We start from the raw sequence: 16,531 nt of genomic DNA on the forward strand, positions 1-16,531 counted from the left end.
CCTGCCGCTCAGGCGGCTGTTGTCGGGATCATGGCTGCTTGGCTCCTGGTCCCGATGCCCCCGGCCCCGGTGCCGGCCCGGTCTGCCCCTTCTGGTCGCCTTCGCTGCTCTTGCGCTTGGCGCGGAACTCGCCCTCCTTGACTTGGCCGTTCTTCTGGCCGTCTCTCGCACCATCCTTCTTCTGGGCGTCCGGCCCGCGCGAGCGCTTGCGCGGCGCAAGATCCGCTGACGGGGTCTGGTCATCGCGGCCGATGATCACCTTGGAGCCGTCGGCCAGATTGGCAAAGCCCGTGGTGACGACCTTGTCGCTCGCGGACAAGCCGCCGGCTATCACGGCATCATGCTCGTTCTGCTGCGTCACGGTAACGGGCTTGGCCGAGACGATGTTGTCCTCACCGATGACATAGCTGAACGTCCCGACCGGCCCTCGTTGCACTGCCGAGGTCGGCACCACCAGCGCCTGCGTCAAGGTCTCTACCTTGAGGCGGACATTGACGAACTGGCCCGGCCAGAGCTGGTAATTGGCATTGGGGAATTCGGCCTTGAGCTTGAGCGTGCCCGTTGTCTGGTCGACCAGGTTGTCGATGCCGGTCAGCTTGCCGGTGTCGATCACGGTCACGCCGTCATTGCCGAACACGTCGACCGCGAGGGGCCCTCTTGCCGCGGCCGCGTTGACGCGCATGATCTGCTGCTGAGGCAGGCTGAACCACACCGCGATCGGCTGCAATTGCGTGATCACCACGAGGCCCGTGGTATCGGACGCGCGGATGATGTTGCCCTGGTCGACCTGGCGCAGGCCGGCCCGCCCCGAGATCGGCGCCACGATCTTGGTGTAGCTGAGCGTTGCCGCCGCATTGTCGATTGCGGCCTGATCGGCTTTCACCAGCGCCTCGGTCTGCGCCACCAGCGCGCGCTGCGTGTCGGCCTGCTGCTTGGAGCCGGCATTGGAGGCGGCGAGCTGCTCGTAGCGCGCAAGGTCGATGCGCTGGTTGGCGAGCTGCGCCTGGTCCTGCGCCTTCTTGGCGACGGCCTGGTCGTACTGGGCCTGGTAGATCGCCGGATCAATCTCGCCGAGCACGTCGCCTTTCTTGACGTCCTGGCCTTCCGTGAAATTGACCGAGATCAGCTTGCCATCGACCTGCGAGCGCACGGTCACGGTGTTGAGCGCGCGGACCGCGCCGACGCCGTCGAGAAAGACCGGCACGTCCTGAATGCGCGGGGTCGCCGCCAGCACCGGCACCGGCAGATCGGGGCGCTGGTTGCGATTGTTGGCCTGCTGCTGGTGCATCGCAATCCAGCCGAGGTAACCAAGGCCACCGAGGATCGCGAGCGTGATAAGAGTCACGACGAAGCCGCGTGCACGCGATCTTTTCGCCCTCCCCTCTCCCGCGCCTTGCTTCGCATCCGGCTTAAAGAGCATTGACCGGTTTCTCCATTCGCGGCTCCCAGCCGCCGCCGAGCGCCTGATACAGGCTGACGATGGCGAGCAGGCGGGCCAGTTGCGCCTGCAACAGCGCATCTTCCGCCTGGAACAGGGTCAGCTGGGTGTTGAGCACGGTCACGATATCGGCAGTGCCGGCGCGCAGCTGCTGCTCGGACAAGTCGAATGCTCGGCGCGAGGCGGCAACGACGTCGCGCTGCAATTGCAGCCTGATCGTGGTTTGCTTGATCGAGAACAGTGCGTTGTCGACGTCGGCAAAGGCCTGGATGATGGTCTTGCGGTAGATCTGAAGCAGCTCGTCCTGCCGTGCCTTGGCAAGCTCGAAATTGCCGAGGATCCTGCCCCCGTCGAAGATCGGCTGCGTCGCGCTGCCGACGAGCTGGAAGAAGGCCGCATGCGGCTGGAACAGCGAGACCAGCGCCGAACTCTGATAGCCTCCATTGCCGGTGAGCTGGATGGTCGGAAAGAACTGCGCGCGGGCATTGCCGATGTTTGCGGTGGCGGAGGCGAGCTGCGCCTCCTGTCGGCGAATGTCGGGCCGCTGCGTCAGCAGTTCCGACGGCAGGCCGGGTGTCACGCGCGGGATCGCGATCCGGTCCAGGGAGCCGCCGTGCACGCGCACGCTTTCCGGCGGGCGGGAAACCAGCACCGCGAGGGCATTGACATTCTGGTCGAGCGTCTGGCGCAGTGGTGGCACAAGCGCCTTCTGGTTTGCGAGCACGCTCTCCTGCTGGGCGACGTCGAGATCGGTGCCGGTGCCGGCGTTGCGCCGTTCCCTGACGGCGTCGAGAATGCGCTGCGCGCTCGCGATGTTACGCTGCGAGGTCCTGATGCGGTCCTGCGAGGCCAGCACCTGGAAATAGGCGTTGGCGACGGCTGCCAGCGTCGTCAGTGCCACCGTGTCGCGATCGAAGCGGTTGGCGTTGGCCGTCTCCTCTGCGGTCTGCAGCGCGGCGCGGTTCTGGCCCCAGAAGTCGAGCTGGTAGCTCGCGCTGAGCGAGGCCGAATAATTGACGACCTCGCGCCCGCCGATGGACAGGCCCGAAGCGCTCGAGCCCGAGGTGCGCGAATAGGTTTCCGAGCCGCCAGAGGAGACGCTGGGCAGCAGCGCGGCGCCCGCCTGCCGCGCCTGGGCATCGGCCTGGACGATGCGCGCAACGGCGGCTGCGATGTCGAGATTGACGGTCTGCGCCTCCTGCATCAGCTGCGTCAGCTCCGCAGAGCGGAAGCCGCGCCACCAATCCAGTGACGGCGGCGCATCGCCTTTGCCCGCATATTTGTACTGCGCGGGAACGTCGAGGGCGGGATCTGGAAGATCCTGGGTCAGCACACACGCACCGGAACCGGCACCGAGGCACAGCACCGCAATCCAGCGCGCCGCGCGCAGCGTCCATGACGGAGAACCGAGAAACCGCCGCGCGGCGATCGCAGGAACTTCCAGTGTCACATCCAGCCCCCGCCGGGCAGAACGAGCCGCTGCCGCACAGCCGGATTAACCGATTCGCGGCGGGGCAGTCGGGAGGCTTTGAACGACGCGTTCACAGGCGTGATGCTTTCTGCGGAACCTCGAACCATACTAGCCGGGCGCGGAATGGCGGGACAGTGCCGCAGTTGCGAGATGCCCATGTCAATGCGCCGGCAGGGAGCGCGCAAGAATGCCGAATGTGCCTGTCTCGCAGCGGCTTCTTGGATTGCGGTACATTGGAAGCGCGATCAAGCTTACCAAGATTTCATGTGATATTGCTGCAACACGGGCTGCTGAGCCCTTCAATACGACCACACCCTGCGGCTTCAGCTCAATCACGCCCTCCGGCAACTCACAAGACCGTCAACTGCCGACCCCCGTGGCTCTTTCGTGCCGATGTCGCTCCGGCCTTCCCACGCCTCTCGAACTCGACCGGTGTCGCCCGTAGCAAGAATTGGTCGCAAGACTGCTCATGAAGCGCGTATCATTTCGCTCCCTGACCAAGCTCGATGATTTCCTCCTACCGATATCCCCGCCTCGCGGCCACGCGCATCTTCCGCCGGTTTCGTCCCTCGAGAATATCAGTGTTTGAGCGGACGTTTCGCTCCGGTTCGCCGCACCGCAAAGGCCTTCCCCTTTGGCCTGCCAAGCACTACGTTCTCGCCAGACCTGATCAACCCCCTGGTAGCGATTTTCCCCGACATGCCCATTCGAAACGACGTTGTCGAAGCCATCGGCAACACCCCGCTGATCAAGCTGAAGCGCGCCTCGGAATTGACCGGATGCACCATCCTCGGCAAGGCCGAGTTCATGAATCCGGGCCAGTCGGTCAAGGACCGCGCCGGCAAATGGATGATCCTGGAGGCGGAGAAGCGCGGCGAGCTCAAGCCTGGCGGTCTCGTGGTGGAAGCGACCGCCGGCAATACCGGCATCGGACTGGCGGTCGTGGCGAGCGCGCGCGGCTACCGCACCTTGATCGTGATCCCGGAAACGCAAAGCCAGGAGAAGAAGGACTTTCTGAAGCTGTGCGGTGCCGAGCTGATCGAAGTGCCCGCCCTTCCTTACGCCAACCCCAACAACTACCAGCATGTCGGCCGGCGACTCGCCGACGAGTTGCGCAAGACCGAGCCGAATGGCGTGCTATTCGCCGATCAGTGGAACAATCTCGATAATGCCAAGGCGCATTACGAATCCACGGGGCCGGAGATCTGGGAACAGACCGCAGGCAAGGTCGACGGCTTCGTCTGCTCGGTCGGCAGCGGCGGCACGCTGGCCGGCGTCAGCCGTTATCTGAAAGAGAAGAGCAAGACCATTCGCATCGCCTGCGCCGATCCGCACGGCGCCGGCATGTACGAATATTTCAGGACCGGCGAAGCCAAGGCGACGCCCGGGAGCTCGATCACCGAAGGCATTGGCCTCAACCGCGCCACGGCGATCGTCGAAACAGCCAAAGTCGATGACGCCTATCTCATACCCGATGCTGAGGCCGTGAGCGCCATCTACGAGCTGCTGCAGCACGAGGGCCTGTGCCTCGGCGGCTCGACCGGCGTCAACATTGTCGGCGCGATGCGCCTTGCGAAACAGCTCGGGCCTGGCAAGACAGTCGTGACCATGCTCTGCGATTCCGGCAGCCGCTACCAATCCAAGCTGTTCAACGCCGACTTCATGCGCGCCAAGAACCTGCCGGTGCCGGAGTGGCTGGAGAAGCGCAGCAACATCAAGCCGCCGTTCGTGTGATCGCGGAGGGAAGGCTCACGTCGGAGACACCGCCCGAGCTCGCGCACGGCAGGATGCCCTATACCATCGCGCCGTGTTCCGACCCCGCCGCACAATAGTCACGCCAGAACTGGCGATATCCCGCCTCGACCTTGCGCGTGTAGATCTCGACATTGCCGGCGGGGGATGCGGCGATCCGAGCCGGCAATTCGTTGCGCAACTTCGCCAGACAAGCCGGCTGCGTCGCGTATTTGTACGCGATCGCGGCATAGCCCTCATCATCTTCGGCGACCCAGTCCTCGAGACCGACTGCCGCCACAATCGACCCGCCGGCGCGCGAGGAAGCGCCGTTGCCCAGCTTGGCGACGACGGGAACGCCGGCATAGAGCGATTCCCAGGTGCTGATGCCGCCGTTCTGCGGGAACGTATCGAGCGAAATGTCGACATTCGCAAACGCCCGCAGATGCTCATCGCGCGGGGTCGAGCCCATGCAGATGACATTGTCTTCGCCGATACCCTGCCCCACGAACCGCGCGACCAGGCTGTCGCGCAGCAAGGGATCGTCAAGCAAGGTATGCTTGATGATGATCTTCGACCCTGTCACCGCGCGCATCACCTTCGACCACACCCGGATGGCCTCGTCCGATATCTTGAAGATGCGGTTGAACACGCCGAACGTCACATAGCCGTTGCGAAGCATGGGAAGCTCCGACGACGGCACGTCCAGGATGGGATCGATCGTGATCAGGCATGGCAGATCGTAGACTTTTTCTGCCAGCAGATGGCGCGCCGACTTGGGAATGAAAATCGGATCTGCGAGCACATAATCCATGGTCTGAAGGCCGGTGCCGGTGGCGTGCCCGAAGCCTGTGACCTGGATGGGCGCCGGCTTCCGTGCGAAGACTGGAAGCCTGTTGCCCGAGGAGTGACCCGACACATCGATCAGGATATCCACCTTGTCGGCCTGGATACGATCGGCCAGTTCGTCGTCCGAAAGCTGCCAGGCATCGACCCAGACGTCCGCATAGGAGTTGAATTCGGCCGTCATCTCATCGCGTCGCGGCGAGCACGAATAGCAGACGATCTTGAACCTGGCGTGATCATGGTGGCGTAGCACCGGCAACAGGGCGAACGCAGCCGAGTGGTACCAGAACTCGGCCGCGACATATCCGATCACGATCCGCCTGTCCGGATCGCGCTCCCGCGGCGCCAACGTCCGTTGCGGCAATCTGGACCCGATCGCCTCCCACCAGTATTTCCGCGCAGCCTGCTGGAGCGCGAAATCGGCGTCGGAGAGAAAGTCCAGAAAGAAGATCTTGCGTGCAATCAGGTCGGCATCGTCAGGCGCGAGCGCCAGCGCGGCGTCGAGATGCGCGATGGTGGATGCGATCTCTCCCTGGTTGGCGAAACAGGCGCTCAGCAGCGTCACCGCAATCGCGGAGCGCGGATTTTCCACGAGCAGGATCCTGACGGCCTCAATCGCCTCGGCCGTATTCCCAAGCTGGATGCTGACTTGCGCCTTCCCCTGCAAGGCGACCTCGAGCTTGGGCGAAAGCGCAAGTGCTGCATCAAAATCCACGGCCGCCTGGTCCAGTCGCGACAGCTCGAAATGCAGCCGTCCGCGGTGCGCCAGGGCCTTGGCCCAATGAGGCCTGATCGCGAGCGCGGCTTCGAGCGCGGCTTTCGCTTCATCGTAGTGCTTGAGCTCAATACAGACCACGCCTTTGCCGACGAGCGCTTCCGTGTGCCGCGGCTGAAACACGAGAGCGCGATCGAAACTCTGCTTGGCGCGGTCAAACTGGCGCAGCGCCAGCTCCGCCAGGCCGCGATTGCAGAGCGCATCGGCATGGTCCGGCTTCAGCTTAATCGCGCGTTCGTACATTTCGATCGCCTGCTCCGCGAAGTTGAGCTGGAGCAGTGTATTGCCGAGATTGGCCAGACCCTGCGGAAAATTCGGCTTCAGTGCGATCGCCTTCTCCTGGCAGCGGCGCGCTTCATCGAAGTTCCTGAGATCGAAATGCACTGCCCCAAGATGGCTGTGGGCCTCGTGCGAACGAGGATCGATCGCGGTCGCACGCTCCAGCAGCCGTTGCGCCTCGTCCAGGCGTCGGCCGTTCTGCGCACACAGGCCGAGCAGGTGCGTGGCGTCGAAATGATCCGGAAGCGCTTGCAGGATCTGACGGCAGAGCGCCTCGGTCTCCGCATATCGGCCCTGGCCATAGGCGCTTGCCGCGGCGGCGACGACCGCGTCTGCCTGTTTCTTCAGTTTCTTCTGCAATCGCGCGTTCTGGAATGCGCGCGCGCCGGCGCCGCTGCTCTGCAAAGTATTCTCTCCGGAGGATCGCCCGGAGAAAGTCTAACTGATTCGCAGGCCCCGCCGGCCGCCCGCGGGACCGGCCTCGCCTCCGGAATGTCCCGGTGCTCAGCGCCTACGCCGGGCCGCGTTCCGAGGCCGAGGCGCAATAATCGCGCCAGAACTGGCGATATCCCGCCTCGACCCTGCGCGTGTAGATCTCGACATTGCCGGCAGGGGATGCGGCGATCCGAGCCGGCAACTCGCTGCGCAACTTCGCCAGATGAACAGGCTCCGATGCATGTTTGATCGCGATCGCGGCATAGCCTTCATCGTCCTCGGCCACCCAGTCCTCGAGACCGACGGCAGCGACGATCGACCCGCCGGCGCGCGAGGAAGCGCCGTTGCCGAGCTTGGCGACGACGGGAACGCCGGCGTAAAGCGATTCCCAGGTGCTGATGCCGCCGTTCTGCGGGAATGTATCGAGCGAAATGTCGACCTTCGCGAAGGCGAGCAAATGCTCGTGGCGCGACGTCGACCCCATGCAGGTGATGTTCTCCGCCGCGATACCTTGCGCCACGAACCGCGCCACCAGGCTGTCCCGCAGCAAGGGATCGTCGAGCAGTCCGTGCTTGATGATGATCTTCGACCCGGTCACCCCGCGCATCACCTTCGACCACACGCGGATCGCCTCGTCCGATATCTTGTAGATGCGGTTGAACACGCCGAACGTCACATGGCCGTTGCGGAGCATGGGAAGCTCCGACGGTGGCACGTCGAGGATGGGCTCGATCGTGATCAGACACGGCAAATCATAGACTTTCTCGGCCAGCAAGTGGCGCGCCGATTGCGGGATGAAAGTCGGGTCCGCGAGCACATAGTCCATGGTCTGAAGGCCCGTGCCTGTGGCGTGTCCGAACCCCGTCGCCTGGATTGGCGCGGGCTTGCGAGCGAACACATGGAGCCTGTTGCCGGTTGTATGCCCGGATACGTCGATCAGGACATCGACCTTGTCGGCCTGGATACGGTCGGCCAACTCGTCGTCCGAAAGCTGCCCGGCGTCGACCCAGACGTCCGCCAAGGGCTTGAATCGTTCGGTCATCTCATCCGGCAACGGACAGCAGGAATAGCAGATGATCTCGAACCTGGCGTGATCATGATGGCGCAGAACCGGCAACAAAGTGAGCGCCGCCGAGTGGTTCCTGAACTCGGACGCGACATAGCCGATCACGATCCGCTTGTCCGGATCGAGCTCCCGCGGCGCCAACGTCCTTCGCGGCAGCTTGACGCCGACTGCATCCCACCACGATTTTCGCGCCGCTTGTTGAATGGCGAAACCGGCTTCGGACAGATAGTCCAGCAAGAAGATCTTGCGCTCGATGGCGTCCGCGTAGTCCGGCCTGAGCTCCAACGCCGCGTCGAGATGCGCGAGTGCCGTCGTGATGTCGCCCTGACTCGCGTAACACGACGCCAGCAGTGCCATGCCGATCTCGGATCGCGGATTTTCCTCGAGCAGAGTCTTGACCGCCGCAATCGCCTGCGCCGTGTTCCCCAGGAGAATGTTGACTTGTGCCTTCCCGCGCAATGCCAGCTCGAGGGTCGGCGCTTGCGCCAGCGCGGCCTCGAAATCCGCAGCCGCCTGCGGCAGCCGCGACAGATCAAAATTGAGCCGTCCGCGCTGCGCCAGCAGCCTCGGCGAATTGGGCTTGATGGCAAGCCCGGCCGCGAGCGCGGCTTCGGCCTCGTCAAAGTGCCGGAGTTCGACGCTCACCATTCCCTTGCCGGCGATCGCTTCGGCGTGACGCGGCTGAAATACCAGGGCGCGATCGAAACTCTCCCTGGCACGCTCGATCTGGCCCATCATGAGTTCCGCCATGCCGCGGTTGCAGAATGCATCGGCATAGTCAGGCTTCAGCCTGATAGCGCGTTCGTGCAGCTCGATTGCCTGCTCGGCCTGCTTCATGTGCAGCAGCGTGTTCCCGAGGTTGGTCAGCGCAAGCGGAAAGTTCGGCTTCAGCGCGATAGCCTTCTCCTGACACCTGCGCGCATCCTCGAACTTCTTCAGGTCGAAATAGACCGTCGCGAGATTGCTGTAGGCCTCATGCGAGCGTGGATCGAGCGCAATCGCCCGTTCAAGCAACTGCCGGGCCTCCTCCAGGCGCCGGCCTTCATGTGCACACAAGCCGAGCAGATGCGTCGCGTCGAAATGCTCCGGAAGCGCCTTCAGGATCTCCCGGCAGAGCGCCTCGGCTTCTCCATACCTGCCCTGGCCATAGGCGGCCCCGGCAGCGGAGATGACGGCGTCCGCCTGCTTCATCAGTTTCTTCTGCAATCGCGCGTTCTGGAATGCGCGCGCGCCGGCGCCGCTGCTTTGCAATGTGTCTCTCCGGAGAATGGCCGTACGGAGAGTCTAGCTGATTCGCCGTCGGGGCCGCCGATCAGCCGAGCCTCCGGGATTTCCCGGGGGCTCAAGGCAACATCCGGCCGGGCCCAAGCTACCTCCCGCCCTTTGAGGCCACGGCACAATAGTCTCGCCAGAACTGGCGATATCCCGCCTCGACCCTGCGCGTATAGATCTCGACATTGCCGGCGGGGGATGCGGCGATCCGAGCCGGCAACTCGTTGCGCAACTTCGCCAGATGAACAGGCTCCGATGCATGTTTGATCGCGATCGCGGCGTAGCCGCCATCATCTTCGGCGACCCAGTCCTGGAGACCCACGGCGGCCACGATGGAGCCGCCAGCGCGCGACGAGGCGCCGTTGCCGAGCTTGGCGACGACGGGAACGCCGGCATAGAGCGATTCCCAGGTGCTGATGCCGCCGTTCTGCGGGAACGTATCAAGCGAAATATCGACGTGCGCAAACACCCGCAGATGCTCCTCACGCGGGGTCGAGCCCATGCAGACGACGTTCTCCGCGGCGATGCCCTGGGCCACGAACCTCGCGATCAGGCGATCGCGCAGCATTGGGTCGTCGAGCAGCCCGTTCTTGACGATGATCTTCGACCCTGTCACCGCCCGCATCACCTTCGACCACACCCGGATGGCCTCGTCCGATATCTTGAAGATGCGGTTGAACACGCCGAATGTCACATAGCCGTTGCGGAGCATGGGAAGCTCGGACGGCGGCACGTCCAGGATCGGATCGATCGTGATCAGGCACGGCAGATCGTGGACCTTTTCAGCCAGCAGATGGCGCGCCGATTGCGGAATGAAGATCGGGTCCGCAAGCACGTAGTCCATGGTCTGAAGGCCGGTCCCCGTGGCATGCCCGAAGCCGGTGACCTGGATAGGCGCCGGCTTCCGTGCGAACACATGGAGCCTGCTGCCGGTCGTATGCCCGGATACGTCGATCAGAATGTCGATCCCGTCCGCCTGGATGCGATCGGCCAGCTCGTCGTCCGAAAGCTGCGCAGCATCGACCCAGACATCGGCGAGAGGCTTGAAGCGCTCAGTCATCTCGTCCTGAGATGGCCAGCAGGAATAGCAGACGATCTTGAATTTGGCGTGATCGTGATGGCGCAGCACCGGCAGCAGCGAATACGCTGCCGAGTGGCGCCTGAATTCGGAGGCGACATATCCGATCACGATCCGCCTGTCCGGATCGACCTCGCGCGGCAGCAGCGTCCTTTGCGGAAGCTTGGCCCCGATCGCGTCCCACCAATATCTTCGCGCAGCCTGCTGGGCCACGAAGTCGGCCTCCGGCAGATAGTCCAACACGAAAATCTTGTATCCGATAGCTTCCGGAAAATCCGGAGCGATCCTGAGCGCCGCGTCCAGGTGCTCGAGTGCGGTCGCGATGTCTCCCTGGTTCACATGGCAAGCCGCCAGAAGCGCCATCCCCATCTCAGATTGCGGATTGACCTCGAGAAGTCGCTTGACGCCCGCCAGAGCCCGCGCGGTATTCCCCACGAGGAGGTCGATCTGCGCTCTCCAGCACAGTGCGAGCTCGAGCCGCGGCGATTGCACCAGCGCCGCATCGAGGTCCGCGGCCGCCTGCTCCAGCCGGGACCGGGTTAGATTGAGACGCCCGCGCTGCAGCAGAAGCTGCGGTGAACCGGGCTTGAGCGCGAGTGCTGCGTCAAAGGCGACGACTGCCTCCTCGAAGTGTCGGAGCTCGAGGCTCACCATGCCCTTGCCGGCGATCGCCTCCGCATGACGCGGCTGAAACGCCAGCGCGCGATCGAAGCTCTCTTTGGCGCGTTCTAACCGGCCGGTCATCAGTTCCGCCATGCCCCTGTTGCAAAGTGCGTCGGCATAATCCGGCTTGAGCCTGATCGCGCGTTCGTGCAGCCCGATCGCCTCCTCGGCGAGGCCGATATGCAGCAGGGTGTTGCCGAGATTGGTCAGGGTGATCGGGCAATTCGGCTTCAGCGCAATGGCCTTCTCCTGGCATGCGCGGGCTTCCTGAAATTTCTGGAGGTCGAAATACACGGCTCCGAGATTGCCGTGGGCATCGGGCGAACGCGGATCGAGCGCAATCGCACGCTCAAGCAGGATTTCCGCTTCCTCGAGCCGCCTGCCATCGAACGCGCGCAGGCCGAGCAGGTGCGTGGCGTGGAAATGATCCGGCACCTCCTTCAAGATCTCGCGGCAGAGCATCTCGGCTTCGTCAAGTCTGCCCTGCCCGAGTGCCTCGACCGCGAATGCCATGACGGCATCGGCTTGCTTCTTCAGCTTCTTTTCCAGTCGCGCATTGTGATATGCGCGCGCGCCGGCGCTTCTCTGCAAGATCTCTCTCCCGAGTATTGCTCGGAAAGAGGCCAGCTGATTCGCATGGTGCCAGGCTTGCGGTCGGTCAGACCGCGAGGCCGGATCGCAAGGTTCACCGCAGAATCTGGCTGAGGAACAGCTTCGTGCGGGCGTGCTGCGGAGCGGCGAAGAACTCGTTCGGAGTGTTGGCCTCGATGATCTGGCCAGCGTCCATGAACACGACGCGGTTGGCGACCTCGCGGGCAAAGCCCATCTCGTGGGTGACGACCAGCATGGTCATGCCCTCCTCGGCCAGATCGACCATGGTGTCGAGAACCTCCTTGACCATCTCGGGATCGAGCGCCGAGGTCGGCTCGTCGAACAGCATCACCTTCGGATTCATGGTCAGCGCGCGGGCGATTGCGACGCGCTGCTGCTGGCCGCCGGACATCTGCCCCGGAAATTTGTTGGCCTGGTGCGGGATCTTGACCCGCTCCAGGAACTTCATCGCCGCCGCCTCCGCATCCTTCTTGGGGATGTTGCGGACCCAGATCGGCGCCAACGTGCAATTGTCGAGCACGGTCAGATGCGGAAACAGATTGAAGCTCTGGAATACCATGCCGACTTCACGGCGCACGGCATCGACATGCTTGAGGTTGGGACCAAGCTCGATACCGTCGACGACGATCTCGCCCTCCTGGAACTCCTCCAGCGCATTGATACAGCGGATCAACGTCGACTTGCCCGAGCCCGAGGGGCCGCAGATCACGATGCGCTCGCCCTTGTTGACCGCCAGATCGATGTCACGCAGGACGTGGAATTCGCCGTACCACTTGTTGAGGCCCGAGATCTTGACGATGGGGTCGGACATGGTGACCTCGATCAGTTGCGCCGGTGGGCGTTGAGGCGGTGCTCGACGAACAGCGAGTAGCGCGACATGCCAAAGCAGAAGACGAAGTAGATGATCCCGGCGAAGGCGAAACCCGTGAACGCCGTCGACGGCGTCGACCATTTCGGATCCGAGAACGAGGCACGAAGGGAGCCGAGAAGATCGAACAGCGCTACGATCGAGACCAGCGAGGTGTCCTTGAACAGCGAGATGAAGCTGTTCACGAGGTTCGGAATGACGTGGCGCAGCGCCTGCGGCAACACGATCAGCGAGGTCGTTTTCCACCAGGACAGGCCGAGGGCGGCCGCCGCCTCGCTTTGCCCGCGCGGGATCGCAGCGAGCCCGCCGCGGACGTTCTCGGCCTGATAGGCCCCGGTAAACAGCGCAATGCCGATCAGCGCGCGGACGAGCCCGTCGACGCTGAAATTGCCGGGCAGGAACAGAGGCAACATATAGGTGGCGAAGAACAGCACGGTGATCAGCGGCACACCGCGCCAGAACTCGATGAACGTGATCGAAAAGATGCGGATCAACGGAATCGTGGAGCGGCGGCCAAGGGCCAATGCGATGCCGATCGGCAGCGAGGTGACGATGCCGGTGACAGAGACCACCAGGGTCACCAGAAGGCCGCCCCACAGATTCGTCGACACGACCGGTAATCCGCCGCGATCGAGGCCCATCAGCTGGATGACGACCGCGATGCCGATGAAAACGGCGACGCTGGTCACCAGAGCGCGCCCTCCAGCACGAACGCCGCCCCCCAGTACGAAGGCGACGAGGGAGACAATCGCGGCGGTAACGGCAAAATCGATCCAGACCGGTTGCGCCGTCCCCTGGATATGATCGCTCAGCCAGGTGAGCGGAAAGATCAACCAGGAGATCGCCGTGCCGACCAGCATGATCAAGCTTCCGAGACTCCACAGCAGAGGGCCGATTGCGGATGTCTTGCTCAGATTGAGCAGCGCCTGCCCGGCGCCGATAATGCTCTCGTCGAACAGCTGAAGCAGCCCGGCCGTCCAGCTCAAGCCAAATCCCTTGATGCCGCCACCGTACAGCAGGAAAAATGCGACCACCGGAAATGCGACGAAGAAGAGGCTGGCGTTGATGCCCTTCGCCGGCAGCCGCGGGACGAGCAGCGGCACGAGAAGGACGGCTGAAAGGAGGAATGTGACGTTGACGCGCCAGCGCTCGGCCTCGGGATAGAAGCCGTAGATCAGCTGGGGCAGCTTGGCCTGGATGTAGGGCCAGCAGGCGCCGACCACAAAGCCTGCGTTCTCGGGGAGACACGCGGTGCGGTCCTGGCCGGTCCAGACCGCATCGACCATCAGGAACTTGACCGAGGGAACGATGGTGAACCAGAGCAGCAAGGCACCTACGACCGTGAGTAGGATGTTGGTCGGCGAGTTGAACAGGCGCGTGCGCATCAGGCCGATGAAGCCGGTGGTCTTCACCGGCGCGGGACGCTCGGCGAGCAGATCCCGCCGCACGAAGCTGAGCGAAGTGACATCGCTCATGCGCCGAGGCCCCGATTGACGCGCCAACCGTAGACGCTCATGACAGCGCTGGTGAACAGCGAGATCAGGAGGTACATGCCCATCGTCATCGCAATGATCTCGATCGCCTGTCCGGTCTGGCTTAGCGAGGTGCCGGCGAACACCGAGACCAGGTCAGGATAGCCGATCGCGACCGCCAGCGACGAGTTCTTGGTGAGATTGAGATACTGGTTGGTCAGCGGCGGCACGATGACGCGCATGGCCTGCGGCACGACGATGAGGCGGAGCGTGGCGCCGCGGCTGAGACCGAGCGAGGACCCCGCCTCCATCTGCCCCTTGTGAACGGACAGGATGCCGGCACGCACGATCTCGGCGATGAAGGCGGCGGTATAGGTCGACAGCGCCAGCGTCAGCGCCACGAATTCGGGAATGATCCGCGAGCCGCCGGCGAAGTTGAACCCCCTGAGCTGCGGCAGCTCGAAGGTTAAAGGCAGACCGAACATCAGGACGGTAGCGAGCGGCAACCCGAACAGCAGACCCAGCACATAGGGCCAGATCCGGATCACCCGCCCCTGCCGAAACAGCGCACGCCGCGCATGGAAGTGCAGGGCCAGTGACGCAACGACGCCGAAGGCCAGCATTGCCAAAAACGGTTCGAGTCCGCGCTCGCCGATCGCGCTCGGAATGACGAGTCCGCGATTACTGATGAAGGCAATGCCGAGCAGCGAAATGCTCTGTCGTGGATTGGGCAGGGCCGCGAGCACCGCGAGGTACCAGAACAGGATCTGGAACAATAGCGGCAGGTTGCGAATGACCTCGACATAGATCTCGCTGACGCGCGACAAGAGCCAGTTGGGCGACAGCCGACACAGCGCGACGATGAACCCGATCACGGTGGCAAAGACGATACCCACCGCCGAGACCACCAGCGTGTTCAAAAGCCCGACCACGAACACGCGCAGGAAAGTGTCCGATCCGGAATAGGAGATCAGGGTCTGGTTGACGTCGAAGCCGGCATTGTTCCTGAGGAAGCCGAAGCCGGCGGCGATATGCTGGTTCTCCAGGTTGGCACGAGCATTGGAGATGATCTCATAGCCGATCCAGCCGAGGATCGCCGCGAAGGCAAACTGGACGGCAACGCCGTTCCAGCCTGCCCTGCCGCCCAGAATGCGCCGGATCTTCAGCGCGATCTGGGGCGGCGGCTTTCGGGCCTCGGTGCTCATGCCGCTGCTGGCCGACCGGGTGATCAGCGGATCGGCGGCGCGTACTGAAGACCGCCCTTGTTCCAGAGATTGTTTAGGCCGCGGTTGATGGCGAGTGGCGAGCCTGCGCCGACGTTGCGATCGAAAACTTCGCCGTAATTGCCGACGGTCTTCACGATCCGCACCACCCAGTCCTTGGTCAGGCCGAGTTGTTCCCCGAAATTGCCGTCGCTGCCGAGCACGCGCTTCAGCTCCGGATTTTCCAGCTTCGCCTTCTCGTCGACGTTCTTCGAGGTCACGCCGAGCTCTTCGGCGGTGATCATCGCGAACAGGGTCCACTTCACGATGTCGAACCACTGGTCATCGCCGTGGCGCACCATCGGCCCGAGCGGCTCCTTCGAGATGATCTCCGGGAGCACCATGTGGTCGTTGGGATTGGCGAGCTTGAGGCGATTGGCGTAGAGGCCCGACTGGTCGGTGGTAAAGACGTCGCACCGCCCGGCTTCATAGGCCTTGACGGTTTCGTCGTTGGTGGCGAACGCGATCACCTCGTATTTCATGTTGTTCGCCTTGAAGTAGTCGGCGAGATTCTGCTCGGTGGTGGTACCGGTCTGCACGCAGACCGATGCGCTGTTGAGCTCGAGCGCCGAATTCACCTTGAGCGACTTCTTCACCATGAAGCCCTGCCCGTCATAGTAGGTCACGCCGGTGAAATTGGCGCCGAGCGAGGTGTCGCGCGAGATGGTCCAGGTGGTGTTGCGCGAGAGCACGTCGATCTCGCCCGATTGCAGCGCCGTGAACCGGTCCTTGGCCGACAGCGGCACGAACTTGACCTTGGCCGGGTCATTGAAGATCGCGCCCGCAATGGCACGGCAGACGTCGACGTCGATGCCGGTCCAGTTGCCCTTGTCGTCGGGTGAGGAGAAGCCGGGCAAGCCCTGGCTGACGCCGCAGGAGAGCATGCCGCGGTCCTTGACCGTCTTGAGCGTTTGCGCATCGGCGGCTTGGGTAGACAGGCCTGCGGCGAGAGCAAGGGTGAGAGCCAGGGTTACGCGTTTCATGGGCTTTGGGCCTTTCAAAGGTCGTCTCAAGGTCAGGAACGTTGTCTCTGGGATCATCTGTGCCGGGGAGAGCCCTGCAAGAGTCATGCTGGCAAACCTAGCCGAACACTCGCCGATGCAGGGAGGCCATATCCATACCTTAATCCCTGTCCCGGCGCCCGCCCTGGTGGCTATGGCGTCTGGCCCGGTCAGACATCGGATCGAAGGTCGCGGCAGGCCCCTCAACATGCGGCGACTGAATAGCACCTGCGCATCACAGAACGACTGGCCTGCCCGGTCA

General features: G+C 63.5%; 10 protein-coding genes. 1 reads left to right on the forward strand and 9 read right to left on the reverse strand.

What is annotated here, in order from left to right; translation table 11 throughout:
• Positions 1-28 precede the first annotated feature (28 nt).
• Together K408_RS0106220 and K408_RS0106225 are read right to left on the reverse strand one after the other, a co-directional pair.
• Complete coding sequence (locus K408_RS0106220) at positions 29-1,420, reverse strand: efflux RND transporter periplasmic adaptor subunit (protein ID WP_024337762.1); 1,392 nt, start codon at positions 1,418-1,420, stop codon at positions 29-31.
• Complete coding sequence (locus K408_RS0106225; RefSeq protein WP_024337763.1) at positions 1,410-2,894, reverse strand: efflux transporter outer membrane subunit; 1,485 nt, start codon at positions 2,892-2,894, stop codon at positions 1,410-1,412. Before K408_RS0106225 ends, K408_RS0106220 begins: the two co-directional genes overlap by 11 nt.
• Before the next feature lie 714 nt (positions 2,895-3,608).
• Here K408_RS0106225 and K408_RS0106230 point away from each other — a divergent pair.
• A complete protein-coding gene (locus K408_RS0106230) occupies positions 3,609-4,643 on the forward strand; it encodes a cysteine synthase A (RefSeq protein WP_024337764.1) in 1,035 nt (344 codons plus the stop codon).
• Between the two features lie 58 nt (positions 4,644-4,701).
• On the opposite strand, the gene K408_RS0106235 is transcribed toward K408_RS0106230, so the two are convergent.
• From K408_RS0106235 to K408_RS0106265, 7 genes are all read right to left on the reverse strand, one after another.
• Complete coding sequence (locus K408_RS0106235; protein ID WP_024337765.1) at positions 4,702-6,945, reverse strand: O-linked N-acetylglucosamine transferase, SPINDLY family protein; 2,244 nt, start codon at positions 6,943-6,945, stop codon at positions 4,702-4,704.
• A 106-nt stretch (positions 6,946-7,051) separates the two neighbouring features.
• Positions 7,052-9,292: an O-linked N-acetylglucosamine transferase, SPINDLY family protein gene (locus tag K408_RS0106240; protein WP_024337766.1), complete on the reverse strand. Its 2,241-nt coding sequence runs from the start codon at positions 9,290-9,292 to the stop codon at positions 7,052-7,054.
• Positions 9,293-9,410: 118 nt separating this feature from the next.
• Positions 9,411-11,645, reverse strand: coding sequence for an O-linked N-acetylglucosamine transferase family protein (locus K408_RS0106245; protein ID WP_024337767.1), 2,235 nt, complete (start codon positions 11,643-11,645; stop codon positions 9,411-9,413).
• Positions 11,646-11,739: 94 nt separating this feature from the next.
• A complete protein-coding gene (locus K408_RS0106250) occupies positions 11,740-12,477 on the reverse strand; it encodes an amino acid ABC transporter ATP-binding protein (RefSeq protein ID WP_024337768.1) in 738 nt (245 codons plus the stop codon).
• Between the two features lie 11 nt (positions 12,478-12,488).
• Positions 12,489-14,009 (reverse strand): amino acid ABC transporter permease, encoded by a 1,521-nt coding sequence (locus K408_RS0106255; RefSeq protein ID WP_024337769.1) that lies wholly within the window; start codon positions 14,007-14,009, stop codon positions 12,489-12,491.
• The gene (locus K408_RS0106260; RefSeq protein ID WP_024337770.1) at positions 14,006-15,211 is read right to left on the reverse strand and encodes an amino acid ABC transporter permease; all 1,206 of its coding nucleotides are present in this window, start codon (positions 15,209-15,211) and stop codon (positions 14,006-14,008) included. The genes K408_RS0106255 and K408_RS0106260 overlap by 4 nt, the downstream gene beginning before the upstream one ends.
• Positions 15,212-15,234: 23 nt before the next feature.
• Complete coding sequence (locus tag K408_RS0106265) at positions 15,235-16,251, reverse strand: amino acid ABC transporter substrate-binding protein (protein ID WP_024337771.1); 1,017 nt, start codon at positions 16,249-16,251, stop codon at positions 15,235-15,237.
• Positions 16,252-16,531: the final 280 nt, after the last annotated feature.

Source organism: Bradyrhizobium sp. in8p8, from assembly GCF_000426845.1.
In the GTDB taxonomy this organism is placed as follows: Bacteria; Pseudomonadota; Alphaproteobacteria; order Rhizobiales; family Xanthobacteraceae; genus Bradyrhizobium; species Bradyrhizobium japonicum_C.